Genomic DNA, 12,837 nt, shown 5'->3' on the forward strand with positions numbered 1-12,837 from the left:
CCAAAATATTCACCTTCTCCTATAAATCTATTCCTCTTGAAACATTACCTCTTCTGAGTTTTTTATTTTGCTCTTTTGATTTAATTACCTTATGTTCATTTTTAACTATATTTTCATCACAATTTAATTGCTTATATAAAACATCTAATGGTGGATTTAATATTTCTAGTGCTGCTGTTGCATAGTTACGTAAGTCAAAAGGTTCATTTCTTGAACTTGTTGTCTTTTTAACCCATCCTATTACTGTTCTTCCTTTTCTATAAGAAATAACTCTTCGCTCACTAGTCAACCCCTCAAAATATGCCTCATCGTAGCCTTTATTTATTTCCATAGGAAAATGACAAAAGCCTGGTTTCCCAGGCGACTGTACTTTTAGCCTTGATGTTATTGTATCTTTACCAACATCAACTCCTATATTAAATAACCATACTCCAGCTGCATTTTTCTTTTTAGGTCTTTGTATGAAAGGTATACCATTTCCCCCTTTTCCTTTTATAGCCCATACTCTTTTATCAACATGTTTTTTACAGTATTCGTAAGTCTCTGTAGTATAGTGACCACCTGAGTCAATGCATGTTGTCATTATCTTTAATTCTAATCCATCAATCCTTATATATGTCTTTTCTAATATCATCGTTAATGAATCCCACACAAAAGATTGTCCAGGATCACCCATAATTACACCATACCTTACACCCCATGTTTCTTTTTCTAAACCCCATCCAACAATTTCATACTCTAGTCTATTGTCTTGTACGTCTACACCTGCAGTTAAAACTAAAACATCCTTAGGAACATCTTTTTCTTTTAAGTTATACATTTCCCTTCTTCTTGCAAGAAGCTCATCCATGTCTAACTCTCCAAATTCCTCCCAGGGAAGTCCAAGCGATGTATTCCACCAAGTCTTTAATTTTTCATTTTTATCTTTTGCTTTTAAGTAATCTTCAACTATTTCACCCCATGTTTTCCAAGGGGAAGTGAGCTCATTTAAATGGAATCCTCTTTTTTTAAATCTATCTGGATATTTAGCTATCCATTTTCCTTTTAGTAAACCTCTTTTCCACTCATGTTCACTTCCAATAGCTCCACAACTAGGACATACCATACCATCAACGCTAATAAGTTCATCATTGTTAGTGTTATACTTTACTCTATCCCACTCTAAAGTGTGATAGTCTCCACAATGAGGGCACGGTAAATGCCATTGCTCCATAGTACTACTTTCATATTCATCCTCAATTCTTGAAGCTCCCTTTATAGTTGGAGTTGAAACAGAAAATATTTTCCTATTCCAGAATGTATTAGTTCTTTTTGTTGCAAGTAAAACTGGATCTCCTTCACTTCCTGCTGATACTGGAAATCTATCAACTTCATCAAACAAGACTATTCTTATTGGCCTACTTGCAAGTTGAGAAGGAGCATTTGCTCCAATCATTGTTATGTGTCCACCATTAAAAGATTTATGAAGAATTGTATTCCCTGAATTTCTCGATTTAGCTTCTTGAACTTTATCACTTAGCTTAGGACAGTCTCTAATCATTGGTGAAAGTCTATCCTTCGAGAAAGTTTCGGCCATAGTGTCTGTAGGTTGTACTAACATCATTGGAGCAGGGTCATAGTCTATATGATATCCTATTGCATTTAATAAAAGCTCCGTCTTACCTACCTGCGCCGATGACATTACAACAATAGACTCTGTTTTACTATCTGTTATTGCATCTAATATCTCACGTTGATATGGAGCCCTATCAGTTCTCCATTGTCCAGGTTCTGCTGAAGCTTCTCTAGATAATTTTCTATATGTGTCAGCCCACTCCGATACAGTTAAGTCTGGTGGTGGAGCTATACTTTTTATTAACTTTTTCCAAAGTTTTAAGCTTTTTTCTTCAATATTTCTTAAATCAATCGTCTCCATCATCATCTTCCTTGATGGATTTATGAAAATTATCAGGATTATATTCAGCTAACTCAGTTAATATTTCATCAACTTCTTTTCTTATAACTGAATTAATTTCTTTTAAGTCTGTTAATACAGTGACTTGTGGAGAAATCTTAGTAGGCAATGACCGTATTTTAGATTTAAAGTTTGATATACTCCAATTCCATAGTCTTTCTATATCTTCTGCTTTATGCATAGTCCCTTCCATTTCAGCAACAATTATCTCAAGTTTTTTCTTTTTTGCTCTTTCTAATAGGACTTTTTCAATCATCAATTCTTGTTCCAATTTGTCCATGTCCTTGTCCATCAAGTTCTGTTTTTCAGTTATATGTTTTATATAACGATTTGTGCAATCGACAATATCGTACTGTCCATTTTTTACTTTATTTAATACGCCTTCTTTTACTAACCTTCTAACTGTCCTGTCACTAGTTCCTATCGCAGCTCCAATAGTTTTTGCATCAACTAAAATTTCCACACTCTCACCTCCTGGACGGCGGACACGCCTTAAAAATTTTTTTGCGACTAGAATTGTTTCGGGGGTCGGAGCCTCCGCAGTGGTTCCGAACTTCCCAAAGTACCTATTGCTAGGTGTTTTGGATTTTTTTACAAGTATTTTTTTCTTATAGAGCTCTACTCATTCCTCTTCTTGCTATCAATTAATTACTTCTCTTTATCAATCATTTATTTAATATAATAAATAATATTTTATATTCCCATACAGTACATAGGCACATGCATACCTATTAAGCTCTTTATCTTTGAACGATTACTCCATGAATTCTTTTATAACTTCGTTCTCTCATACATTCTTTTATACTATTTGATGTTCCCACATTCTTTACTCTTTTAGAATTACAATAAGGGCAAGTAATATACTTCCCCTCTCTTGATGCTGCTTCTAGTTCTTCAGTTATTAAAATAAATTCTTTCTTATCGCTAATACATTCATAGACTGTATACTCATCCATGCCCTCACTTCCCTTATTAGTAATTGCAGATAATTAACTCTTTATATTTTTTCCTTGCCTTATTTTCTCTGGAGACTGAATAACCCACCTCAACCTCTTCTATGCTAAATCCTTTATACATATCTCTAATCACATCATGATCGTTTATAGTTAAAAGGAACTTACCCTTTATATTCCCTAATTTATTTCTAAGTAGTATGTGCTCCTCTTCTCCAAATGTATTACCATATCCAGCGGTTTCTAAGTATGGAGGATCTGCAAAGAAAAAGGAATAATCTCTATCATACTTATCTATTATCTTTTCAAAAGATAGATTCTCAACGTAAGTATTTCTTAATCTTGCTTTGAGCTCATCTAATACTCCCTTATAGAATATCTGAGGGCTAGGTCTTGTATTAGTTCCATATCCATAGTCCTTACCCTTTCCTGCGAAACTTTGACTTATTAAATATAAAAATCTTACAGCTCTATTTATTTCCGTAAGACTCTCTATACTATAATTCTTATACTCTTGAAAAATATCTCTTCCTGAAAATTCATATTCTAGCATTCTTTCGACTTCTGGTGCATGATGTTTTATCATTCTAAATAAATTAATAAGCTCTTTATCTATGTCATTTATAACTTCGACCTTAGACATTTCCTTACCAAAATAAACCCATCCAGCACCGAAAAATAGTTCAATATAACATATATGCTCTGGAATTTTCTCTATAATAGTTTTTCTTAGTTTTGATTTTCCTCCCATTCTTGTAATAGGAGGTCTTAACATTGTCATTAATACCACTTCCCCTTTTATTTTGATATTGGGTTAAACACACCGCCCATTACACCAAAATAAAAAAGACACTCAATATGAGTGCCTTTATGCAGTAACCACGTTGTAAGTCCCTGCCTACTGCTTATATAATACAAGCCAAAACTTAATTATATACAAAATCAATCCTAATTTTTCCTAATATCATATTACTATATTATATATATCCTTTCAATCCCACCCAAAAGGACATAAATTTCAGCCCTTTTTTATATAACTTTAGCTATATTACTAACTTCATGCTTAATATTAGAAGGACATTTTAAAGCCTAATTCCATCTATCCCGAATAATAAAATTGATAAATCATTTATAGCTGATTTAACATCTCTTCCAACAGTCTTTATAGTAATGTTAAAATGTTCAGCAACTTGTTCATATGTTGGTACTGTTTCTAAGCTTAAATCTAAATACATATAATTTATTATCTTATATCTTCTTTCTTTAGCTTTATCTTCTGATTCACATATAGTTTTATAATATCTGCAAGCTTTATTTATGTGCTCAACCATAATTAATGTCCTTATCTTGGTCCTACTTAAAGCCTGTACATATTGTTCCTCATCATCTATTGCTTCTATATCATCAAGAATATCAACCGCATTTTCTTTAAATATTTTTATTGTAGTATTTTCTGTAATGTTATTGTGTTCATATAAGGCTCTAAAGTGTTTTAGTAATAACTTAGTGTTTCTTAGCCTTCTATCATATCTTTTTGTAGTCTTGCGGTACTCTTGCTCCTTTATATACTTAATACCTTCTCTTATCCCTATTTTTACAGCTTCTTCTAAACTTATATTTGTTTCAGCCATATACATCCCTCCTACTTGTCACATCATTCCTCTTCTGTATTACCTTTATTTAATCTACTTGCTCTCCCTGTATCTACTCCATGAGCTTTAACTATCTCTAAAGCTTGCACTTCTGTAAAACCCGCCTTAACTAATTCATCAAAATACGCTTTCTGTACCTGCGAATGTATTTTTATATTTTCTATTATCATATCTAGGCTATCATTAAGCTCTTTTATTGCATTTTTATGATTAATTCTCTCTAATTCCTTGTCAAATTGATTCATTTAAAAATTCTCCTTCCATATAAACTTTTTTAACTTTTCATATAGCTTTATAGCTGCTTTTGTGTCCTCTAGTGCTGTATGTCTAGAATTAGTTTCTATATCAAAATATTTTATAGCTGCTTCTAAACTTGCACTTTCAATATCTATCTTTCCTGATAGCATTAGAAAATTTATAATACTGCATGTATCCAGTTTTCTATGAGAAACATATCTATTAAAATAGTCTCTTTCTCCTGAGAATAATCTTTCTATAAATTTAATGTCAAACTCAACATTGTGTCCTCCAATTACGGGCTTCTCCTCTTTGAAGTTTTCTTTTATAAATTCAATTATCTCTTGAACTACTATTTTAGGATCTTTAGCATTTGTATCATGTTGTACTAGATTTATATTATTTATCTTTAATGCCTTTGCAGTAACAATATATTCTTTATGTCTTATATCTATTTCTTTTTCCGCTACTATTTTCCCATACTCATATACCGCAAGTCCAATCGTTAAAAGAGAATGTTTTTCTGGATTTAATCCACCTGTCTCACAATCTATAAATAGAATTTTCATATTTCCTCTTCTCCCCTCTAATCAATAACTTCTATATTATTTTTATTTGCTAAAATTATTATTTGTTGTACTGTCAACTTATCATCCCTAACATTGTTTATCCACCAGTCAAGCAACTTTCTCTTTTTTATCTTCGTCACATTTAAACTCTCGAAAATTGATAGTGAAAGATCCATTCTTTGAGTCTTTACTCCTTTAGCTGCATCAATTTTCTTTATAGCTTTTTGGTATAAGTCTTTATCCACTTCCTTGCACATATTTATACTATGCTGAACTTTTGTATAACTAAAGTTTAATTGCTTTGCTAGTTCACTTATATTTAAGTCACACTCTACAAAGCTTGTTACTATCTTTATAATTGACTCAACGCTCTCTTTACTTCTTTCTCTCTTAGCACGAGGCTTTCCTATTACTCTTTTTCTCCTCTTTGGAGCTACACTTGTTGTGTCAACTGGTTTCACCTCTTCTTGTGTTTTTGTCAACTCTTTTGTTTTTGTCTGCTCTTTTGTTTTTGTCTGCTCTTGTACCATTTCAAAATGTTCAAAAAACCAACTATCTTTATCCCACACTCTTTTATCATCTGTTGCAATTATATGTTCTTGTCCATCATCATCTAATACAACTAAATCCTCTTCACCGCCAATACATTTATATCTAGGTACTATAGAGTGTATTGGATATCTCTTTTCTTTGGTGAATGCCCTACACCCTTTTATACATTCAACTTCTATTCTCATTGTTTTTACTCCTCTACTAACTCCCTGTATCTTTTAAACAGTCTTTCAATGTCTTGATATCTATAATGACACCAAAACCTTTCTCCATCTTCATATTCTGCACATACTCCAATATCAAGTGTATCTCCAGAAAACATTGCAATTTTAGGTATAATATCTTTGCAATATCCAACTATCTTAATCTTATCTTTTATACAATACTGAGCCATTTCATAGGGTGTTCCATATAGCCATGTATTCCACCCCTCATGGTACCCAATCTCATCTAAATGTAATTTATTTTTTATATTCTTCAAAATTTCCTTTGCAGTTTCTTTATACTTATCTTTAAATTCTTGCTGAGTCATTTCAATATCAAATAAGCTTCTGGAATCAATTTTTTCTTCTATTTTTCCCCATTTTAATATAGTTACATAAGCTGGGTTAATAGCCTTAACAATAGCACTATAAGAGCTTGATAAATTTTCTAGTTTATGACCTTTAATTTCTTGTCCTATTTTTAGATTCTTATATGTTACACTTTTCTTTTCACTCATTATCTTAACTCCCTCACAATAATTTCTTTACCCTCGTCATTATGACGAAGGTAAAAATTCATTTAAACATCTATTTCTATCAATTTATCTGATTCATACGTTATGTTTGTACTAGGGCTTCTTCCTAAAATCCTGTCAAATATAGCTTGCAAGTCATTTATGTCTTCAACTGTAACGTAATAATTGATATTATCGTCCCAATCCTCATACATTCCATTGCATTGTTCATTTTCTATTGCATCATCTAAAATGCTTTTAGCATCAAAAGAAGCATGATGCTCTGTAGTAGTATACAATTCCTTTTCTCTGTAATACTCTAAATCATTTAAGACCTCTTCAACATCAATAACACTTGTTACTCCTTCAGCATATACTACAGTGTCTTTTGATAGTGTTGATATTTTAACCTTTTCCATTTCCTATTCTCCTTTTCAATTACTTTATATTTAATAGTCAGTTGAAGCTATAATATAAGGAGTCTCTGAATCTCCTTGAAGCTTTATAACTTCTCTAAATGACATTAACCTTTCAACTATATTTTTATCTTCTCTTCCTTTTCTCAGATCACCTATTCCGCCTTTGCAACTTTCATCATTATCTCCTAATTCCTCTATATCTTTTGGATTATTGGTTTCATACCACATACAGCCGTCATTCAAATCGCATTCTTCCAAACATTCTGCTATATCTTCATCTAAATATAATTTTTCAATTAACCAATCTATAGTTTTTTCTTTATCCCAAGGAGTTGCATACCATGTGCTATCTCCATCAAAATACACTTTTAAATTACTCTCCCTAATTTTTGTAAATCTTATTCTGCCCACTGTTCTAAATAAACCAACAACAACACTTCCCCACTCCCCTTCAATAATATTTCTAAAGGCAATGGCGCTACTATATAAGTGAGGTTTTACAATCCCATATAGAGTATCATAATCAATCTTTTCTACCTCCACTGACTTTTCAACATTATTTGAACCAAGTTCCTTTACTTCTATCTTAAAATTCGCCACTTCAACTCACTCCTTCACAATCATTTCATTTTCAGTTTCTACTTGTCCTGATTCTTCTAACCATTTTTCAATACATTCTAAACAAGTATAAGCTGCTACTGCTCCATCATCAGTAAAACCAGTTTCACATAATGCTTCTTCTCCTACTTTTATATCCCTTTCACAAGATACACACTTATGAGGCTTTCTACATTTAACTATTTTCTCTTTTTGGTTTCTTATCTCTTCATCAAATCCATAAATGCCACTATCGACATATAAACCTTTATCATATTTCATAAAATTCACTCCTTTACACTGATATCTAACTAAATCATTTTGAATTTTCTTCTTCTTCTTTCTGCTTCACGTTCTGTATAATAATCTGACATTTCGAATTTATCACAGTTAAACTTAACCACATGCATACTCAAGCTATTATCATCCATTCCATAGTAATAACATTCATCACAATTCCAGCAACTTCTATCGCCTACCTTATCACATTCTTCTTGCTTTAAATTTGGATCTATCTCTACGCTTAATCTGCATCTATGGCAACAACACATGTAACATATGTTAGCGTTATATTCTATGAATGGATCTTTATTCTTTAACTTTTCTACTTCCATCTGTTCTAAAAATGATAATTGCTCGCCTTTCAATTTATCACCTTCTAAGCTTCATAATGATATTGATTAATCTTTATTCCTAAGATTACATATCCTTCTGGAACATATATCTTCTCATCTTCATTTCTGCCTAGAATATAAGTAATTTCAGCTTTAATCTGATCTACTAAATATCTTCCCTTGTCCCACTTACTTAGTACTAAAGTATCTCCAACTTGATAGTCTCTATCGTCTTTCCTAACTTCGAAAAGCTTTATTCCTTTTTCGATAGCTTTAAAATACTTAGGTAGTACTTTTAGATTATGTTCATTTATTATTTCTCCTGTACTTGGATCAACCACAATTGTTTCTGAGTTCTTTTCACACCCATTTATTGATTCACATTCTTCTTTTTTACCTACTTGCAAATCTTCTTTATCGATATTTAAAACCTCTTCAACCGAAACTTGTCCTTCTATTATTTCTATATCTTTATTTTCAATAGCTGCATCTTTAACTCTTCTAATTGTCAAACTTTCCTCTTCCTTGTTTTCTTTGTATATCTCTTTTTGCTTTTCTACAGGTAATTTAGAAAGCTCATATGCTGCTGAAATTTTAATCTTATCTCCTTTTAGTTCTTCTTTATATTCATGTATCAATTTTTTATCCACACTTTCCATTCTGGCTATTTGTGTAGATGAAACATTAAGAATATTTGCAATTATATCTCTAGTTCTTCCAATTATCTTTTCTCTTTTTTTATATTCTGTTAATAATTCTCTTAATTCTTTTACCTGTGTGATCTTTTCCCAATCGCTAAGTTCTCTAGTTGTGGAGTTAGTTATTATAAGTCTTAACTTGTTTTTTATATTGTCATCTTCTTCTACCTTACAGGGAACATATTTAAAGTTTTGATTCCCTTCTTCATACAGTTTCTTAATAGCCCTATATCTTCTATGTCCAGCTATTATTTCATACTTACCATTAGATTCTTTTTTCACTACTAAATTTTGTTGCAATCCAACTAGCTCAATAGTATCTTTTAAATCCTTTATACTTTCCTGTTCTATAGAATAGAAATTGTCTTTAGATGGCTTCAAGTCATTTATGTCTACTTGAACAATTTTAAATTTATTTATATCCTCTTCTTTATCCACTGTATTTTTTGAGTTATCATTTAACAAATCCATCATGTTAAACTTAACCATACTATCCTCCTTTTTGTGTCCGATTCGGACACATTTTATTTACTTAAATATTCCTTTACTAAAGAAATATAGTCTTTAGCAGCTCCACATCTCTTGCTATATTCAAGAATGGGTATATTAGCAAATGTACTTTCATCTATCTTTGCAGTCCTTCTAATATGAGTGTTAAACATCTTATATTTTTTATTACTGTTTAATAAGGCTTCTCCTTGTAAGTTCACATCATTCTTAACAAATAATGTTACAAAACATCCTCTGAAATTCAGCTCTGGATTCATTTCTTTTGCGTTTTCTATTTGCTCTATTAATTCCTTCATTCCATCAAATGCAAAATTGTCTATCTTTATAGGAATAATAACATCATCACTTGCCACTAGAGCGTTTATAACACTAACGTTTATATCAGGAGGATTATCTATAACACAATAATCATATTCCTCCTCTATTTTCTTTAAGTGCTTTTTCAATCTAAATTGTTGTGGCTTAGATACATCCATAATTACGTCTAAATTTGCTTTTAATAAACTCATATTGGCTGGTATTAAGTCTAAATTCTCAAAGTCCGTTTTAACTATTACCTCCTTTATGCTACATCTGTTAGTAAGTAAATCAGCTATGCTATAGGCATTTTCATTGTGTCTATTAAAAAACTTTGTTGTATTTCCTTGTTTGTCATTGTCTATTATTAAAACTCTCTTGTTATATACCGTAGCTAATATATGCGCTATATTAGTACTACTCATTGTTTTCCCTACTCCACCTTTTAAATTGATTATTGATATTCTTTTCATTGCTATTCCTCCCTACAATACTCTTCTTCAATTTCTTTAATTATTTTTTCGCCTCTTCTTAAATCAACATCTGAAAAATAGTTTATTTCTCCTGTACCAGGATCTATAGAATAAGATATATTTTCTCTATTAAATCTTTCTAAAATTTCTCCAGCTACATAATCTTCATTCAAATCAGACTCTTTTGTTATCTGTAAAATTTTAATGTCTCCTATATTCACAACAGAACTCCAGCAGTCATAATATTCATTCTCTTCATCCTTAACTATAACTTCCATATCATCATCTAAGTCTTTTATGATCTCTTTTAATTGTTTAATATTCATAATTAACCTCACCTTTACTTTTTTAAAGCTTCTAAATAATCTAAAAATAAATCATCATCAAAGAAGATCTCTTTCATTTCACTTAAAGGAATATAGTTATATCCTTTTTTCCCTTTGTTCGCTTTCCACCTGTCCCAATACTCAATAACTAAATTACCAGGAATATAAAATCTTCTATCAATTGCTTTCATCAAACATAAGATAAAGGTTGTCTCATTCACAGCTATAGCACTTCTCATATATTCAACTTGATGTTCTTCTATATTGCCTAGTGGTAATCCCTTTTCTTTTTGTGTTTCCTTGCAATCAAAGCTTATTGATACCCCGCCTTTTACTGTTCCTCTAAAGTCAACAGTACTCTTTCCCTCAGGAGTCGCTGATACTATTATGTTTCTTCCTCCAACCAACTTTCTTACTACTTTCCATGGAGTACTTATTTTCTGTACTAGTGCTTTTCCTATAAATGAATAGTGTTCATTAGCTATTTTCACTTCAAGCTCAAATCCCATCCCTTTATTCGCCATATCCATATTTACCATTTATGATTCCTCCTAGTTCTTTCAGGTTGTAACCTTTTATTTATCCTTAATGCGTTCTCTATTGAATGATCTCTTGCGTCCCGTTCTCCCTTTTCTTTAAGTAGCTGCTTCTTTTTAATCCGATAATTTGCATACTGCATAAACTCGGCTTTGCTCATATATGCCTCCTTAGTACCATGTATTAGGTCCAGTTACATGAAGCCACTTCTTACGCCCATAAATCATATAATCAAATCTTAAATAAGACTTACCTTTTACTTTTGAAACCTCCAAGGGAACTATTGTATTCCTAGCACCTTCTCCCCAGGCACTTATAAATTTATTTAGAAATGTTTTGAACATATTTTGACTAACTTTTAAAGTCTCAAATCCCTTAACCTCTTCTGCTTTTATTCCATCCATAGTTTTATCCTCCTTAACTTCTGCTAAATTTCCTAACATCATTATTGATTGAATTGAATATTGCTCTGCTCTCTACATGCACATATTCCATAACCTTCATTTTGGATCTTATATACTCTTTTAGGTCTGACTTTGTTTTATCCTGAGTTACCTTTACTGTATTAACCTGTATTCTTATTTCATTTAACCGATCATACATAGATAGTGCTAATTGACTTAACTTAAAAGCTCCTACTCCATCTTCTGGTGATAAGTTCATATACTGTTCTAATATTTCTCTGCATAGCTTTAAATCTTCTTCTATATCCATTCTCCATCTCCCCACTCTAACTTCCGCATTTTCAAATAAATATATATTTCCGAGGTTTCCTTATTAACTTCAACACTACACTTTGTAAGAAAATACCCTGGATATAATCTTTCAAACATTTCTCTATCCTCTGGAGTTTTAGACATCTCAACTATTTTTTTCTTGCTGAATCTAAAGTCATTTATATCTGGTATTGGTGGTTTTAAGTTCTTTGATGGTACCCATCGCTTTTTCCCTTGAGGATCTTTAGTAACATACCTTGCTAACGCTTCATATCCGTACTCATCTGCCTGCAGCCTATCAACATTAGCTCTTCCTTTTTTCCATAAATCTTCTAAAATATCTCTATCCATATCATTGATGATTACATGATGATGAATTCTAATTGCTTTTTTACCTTCAACTTGATCTCTATACTCAATAATTGCTATATATTTCAGTTCCTCTTTTATTCCATTCTTTTTTCTCCAACGTCTTACCCTTAGTAAATAATTCTTTATATCTTTTCTCGCCTCTTCTTCACTTTTAGGTAAATATTTATCTATATATGTGAGATGAGCAATTAAATCTTTATCCGTAAAGTTATGATTAATTATTCTTATTAAATACTTCTTTGCATTTTTATCATTTAAGTTCTTCTGCTTTGGTATTGTTTCTTTTTTCTTATCTTTTCTTCTCTTACTTCTTTCTTTAAAACTTATTGGGAAATGTTCAACTTCTAAGTACTTTCTAGTTGATCCTAAATAAAACTTCTTCTCTCTATAAGGCACTCTTACCCCTCCACTCTTTAGTTAAATACTTTTACCTCTCTCTTCTCTTAAGAATACTTACTTTATTACTTCTACTATTTAATCTCTTCTACTCATCTTTATATCTAAGTAATTATTCTTAATGTTTGATATGTTAATACCAATTACGAGGGCGGTAAAAGCCTTTAAAATCGCATTTTTTATTGATTCTGAGTGCCATATATAGTAAAATATATATATACCTAACACTCAGTTTTTAAGAAAACAC

21 protein-coding genes are annotated in these 12,837 nt (G+C 31.3%); all 21 read right to left on the bottom strand.

Features of this window, described 5'->3' with window-relative positions; all coding sequences use genetic code 11:
- Window positions 1-19 precede the first annotated feature (19 nt).
- Window positions 20-1,915, bottom strand: coding sequence for a phage terminase large subunit family protein (locus tag P8F83_RS12165; protein WP_326514796.1), 1,896 nt, complete (start codon window positions 1,913-1,915; stop codon window positions 20-22).
- Entirely contained in the window at window positions 1,902-2,417 is a 516-nt protein-coding gene (locus P8F83_RS12170) for a hypothetical protein (RefSeq protein WP_326514797.1), read from the bottom strand. The genes P8F83_RS12165 and P8F83_RS12170 overlap by 14 nt, the downstream gene beginning before the upstream one ends.
- A gap of 277 nt (window positions 2,418-2,694) precedes the next feature.
- Window positions 2,695-2,910, bottom strand: a complete 216-nt coding sequence (locus tag P8F83_RS12175) for a hypothetical protein (RefSeq protein WP_326514798.1) — start codon at window positions 2,908-2,910, stop codon at window positions 2,695-2,697.
- A 16-nt stretch (window positions 2,911-2,926) separates the two neighbouring features.
- The gene (locus P8F83_RS12180; protein WP_326514843.1) at window positions 2,927-3,682 is read right to left on the bottom strand and encodes a DNA adenine methylase; all 756 of its coding nucleotides are present in this window, start codon (window positions 3,680-3,682) and stop codon (window positions 2,927-2,929) included.
- Between the two features lie 307 nt (window positions 3,683-3,989).
- Complete coding sequence (locus P8F83_RS12185; protein WP_326514799.1) at window positions 3,990-4,538, bottom strand: hypothetical protein; 549 nt, start codon at window positions 4,536-4,538, stop codon at window positions 3,990-3,992.
- A 23-nt stretch (window positions 4,539-4,561) separates the two neighbouring features.
- Complete coding sequence (locus P8F83_RS12190; protein WP_326514800.1) at window positions 4,562-4,804, bottom strand: hypothetical protein; 243 nt, start codon at window positions 4,802-4,804, stop codon at window positions 4,562-4,564.
- A complete protein-coding gene (locus P8F83_RS12195; protein ID WP_326514801.1) occupies window positions 4,805-5,365 on the bottom strand; it encodes a 3'-5' exonuclease in 561 nt (186 codons plus the stop codon).
- Between the two features lie 17 nt (window positions 5,366-5,382).
- The gene (locus tag P8F83_RS12200; protein ID WP_326514802.1) at window positions 5,383-6,102 is read right to left on the bottom strand and encodes a hypothetical protein; all 720 of its coding nucleotides are present in this window, start codon (window positions 6,100-6,102) and stop codon (window positions 5,383-5,385) included.
- A 5-nt stretch (window positions 6,103-6,107) separates the two neighbouring features.
- Entirely contained in the window at window positions 6,108-6,638 is a 531-nt protein-coding gene (locus P8F83_RS12205; protein ID WP_326514803.1) for a hypothetical protein, read from the bottom strand.
- Window positions 6,639-6,700: 62 nt separating this feature from the next.
- Window positions 6,701-7,054: a hypothetical protein gene (locus P8F83_RS12210; protein WP_326514804.1), complete on the bottom strand. Its 354-nt coding sequence runs from the start codon at window positions 7,052-7,054 to the stop codon at window positions 6,701-6,703.
- 30 nt (window positions 7,055-7,084) lie between these two features.
- Entirely contained in the window at window positions 7,085-7,654 is a 570-nt protein-coding gene (locus tag P8F83_RS12215; protein WP_326514805.1) for a hypothetical protein, read from the bottom strand.
- A gap of 6 nt (window positions 7,655-7,660) precedes the next feature.
- A complete protein-coding gene (locus P8F83_RS12220; protein ID WP_326511364.1) occupies window positions 7,661-7,933 on the bottom strand; it encodes a hypothetical protein in 273 nt (90 codons plus the stop codon).
- Between the two features lie 29 nt (window positions 7,934-7,962).
- A complete protein-coding gene (locus P8F83_RS12225) occupies window positions 7,963-8,298 on the bottom strand; it encodes a hypothetical protein (RefSeq protein ID WP_326511365.1) in 336 nt (111 codons plus the stop codon).
- An 11-nt stretch (window positions 8,299-8,309) separates the two neighbouring features.
- Window positions 8,310-9,452 (bottom strand): ParB/RepB/Spo0J family partition protein, encoded by a 1,143-nt coding sequence (locus P8F83_RS12230; RefSeq protein WP_326511366.1) that lies wholly within the window; start codon window positions 9,450-9,452, stop codon window positions 8,310-8,312.
- 35 nt (window positions 9,453-9,487) lie between these two features.
- Window positions 9,488-10,243 (bottom strand): ParA family protein, encoded by a 756-nt coding sequence (locus tag P8F83_RS12235; protein WP_326511367.1) that lies wholly within the window; start codon window positions 10,241-10,243, stop codon window positions 9,488-9,490.
- A 2-nt stretch (window positions 10,244-10,245) separates the two neighbouring features.
- Window positions 10,246-10,569, bottom strand: coding sequence for a hypothetical protein (locus P8F83_RS12240; protein WP_326511368.1), 324 nt, complete (start codon window positions 10,567-10,569; stop codon window positions 10,246-10,248).
- A gap of 14 nt (window positions 10,570-10,583) precedes the next feature.
- Window positions 10,584-11,108 carry a Holliday junction resolvase RecU gene (locus P8F83_RS12245; RefSeq protein ID WP_326511369.1) on the bottom strand — a complete coding sequence of 175 codons (525 nt, stop codon included), beginning with the start codon at window positions 11,106-11,108 and terminating at the stop codon, window positions 10,584-10,586.
- Entirely contained in the window at window positions 11,102-11,266 is a 165-nt protein-coding gene (locus tag P8F83_RS12250) for a hypothetical protein (protein WP_326511370.1), read from the bottom strand. Before P8F83_RS12250 ends, P8F83_RS12245 begins: the two co-directional genes overlap by 7 nt.
- A gap of 10 nt (window positions 11,267-11,276) precedes the next feature.
- Window positions 11,277-11,510 carry a hypothetical protein gene (locus tag P8F83_RS12255; protein ID WP_326511371.1) on the bottom strand — a complete coding sequence of 78 codons (234 nt, stop codon included), beginning with the start codon at window positions 11,508-11,510 and terminating at the stop codon, window positions 11,277-11,279.
- 13 nt (window positions 11,511-11,523) lie between these two features.
- Window positions 11,524-11,820, bottom strand: a complete 297-nt coding sequence (locus tag P8F83_RS12260) for a hypothetical protein (protein ID WP_326511372.1) — start codon at window positions 11,818-11,820, stop codon at window positions 11,524-11,526.
- A complete protein-coding gene (locus tag P8F83_RS12265) occupies window positions 11,811-12,590 on the bottom strand; it encodes a rolling circle replication-associated protein (RefSeq protein ID WP_326511373.1) in 780 nt (259 codons plus the stop codon). The genes P8F83_RS12260 and P8F83_RS12265 overlap by 10 nt, the downstream gene beginning before the upstream one ends.
- Window positions 12,591-12,837 lie beyond the last annotated feature (247 nt).

This window comes from Clostridium intestinale, from assembly GCF_035905475.1.
GTDB classification, from domain to species: domain Bacteria; phylum Bacillota; class Clostridia; order Clostridiales; family Clostridiaceae; genus Clostridium_T; species Clostridium_T intestinale.

Coding starts and splice junctions, on each gene's coding strand:
- P8F83_RS12220 (WP_326511364.1), bottom strand. CDS start 7,933: ATGAAATATGATAAAGGTTTATATGTCGATAGTGGCATTTATGGATTT.
- P8F83_RS12260 (WP_326511372.1), bottom strand. CDS start 11,820: ATGGATATAGAAGAAGATTTAAAGCTATGCAGAGAAATATTAGAACAG.
- P8F83_RS12245 (WP_326511369.1), bottom strand. CDS start 11,108: ATGGTAAATATGGATATGGCGAATAAAGGGATGGGATTTGAGCTTGAA.
- P8F83_RS12190 (WP_326514800.1), bottom strand. CDS start 4,804: ATGAATCAATTTGACAAGGAATTAGAGAGAATTAATCATAAAAATGCA.
- P8F83_RS12185 (WP_326514799.1), bottom strand. CDS start 4,538: ATGGCTGAAACAAATATAAGTTTAGAAGAAGCTGTAAAAATAGGGATA.
- P8F83_RS12230 (WP_326511366.1), bottom strand. CDS start 9,452: ATGGTTAAGTTTAACATGATGGATTTGTTAAATGATAACTCAAAAAAT.
- P8F83_RS12255 (WP_326511371.1), bottom strand. CDS start 11,510: ATGGATGGAATAAAAGCAGAAGAGGTTAAGGGATTTGAGACTTTAAAA.
- P8F83_RS12210 (WP_326514804.1), bottom strand. CDS start 7,054: ATGGAAAAGGTTAAAATATCAACACTATCAAAAGACACTGTAGTATAT.
- P8F83_RS12180 (WP_326514843.1), bottom strand. CDS start 3,682: ATGTTAAGACCTCCTATTACAAGAATGGGAGGAAAATCAAAACTAAGA.
- P8F83_RS12250 (WP_326511370.1), bottom strand. CDS start 11,266: ATGAGCAAAGCCGAGTTTATGCAGTATGCAAATTATCGGATTAAAAAG.
- P8F83_RS12235 (WP_326511367.1), bottom strand. CDS start 10,243: ATGAAAAGAATATCAATAATCAATTTAAAAGGTGGAGTAGGGAAAACA.
- P8F83_RS12175 (WP_326514798.1), bottom strand. CDS start 2,910: ATGGATGAGTATACAGTCTATGAATGTATTAGCGATAAGAAAGAATTT.
- P8F83_RS12195 (WP_326514801.1), bottom strand. CDS start 5,365: ATGAAAATTCTATTTATAGATTGTGAGACAGGTGGATTAAATCCAGAA.
- P8F83_RS12240 (WP_326511368.1), bottom strand. CDS start 10,569: ATGAATATTAAACAATTAAAAGAGATCATAAAAGACTTAGATGATGAT.
- P8F83_RS12165 (WP_326514796.1), bottom strand. CDS start 1,915: ATGGAGACGATTGATTTAAGAAATATTGAAGAAAAAAGCTTAAAACTT.
- P8F83_RS12205 (WP_326514803.1), bottom strand. CDS start 6,638: ATGAGTGAAAAGAAAAGTGTAACATATAAGAATCTAAAAATAGGACAA.
- P8F83_RS12200 (WP_326514802.1), bottom strand. CDS start 6,102: ATGAGAATAGAAGTTGAATGTATAAAAGGGTGTAGGGCATTCACCAAA.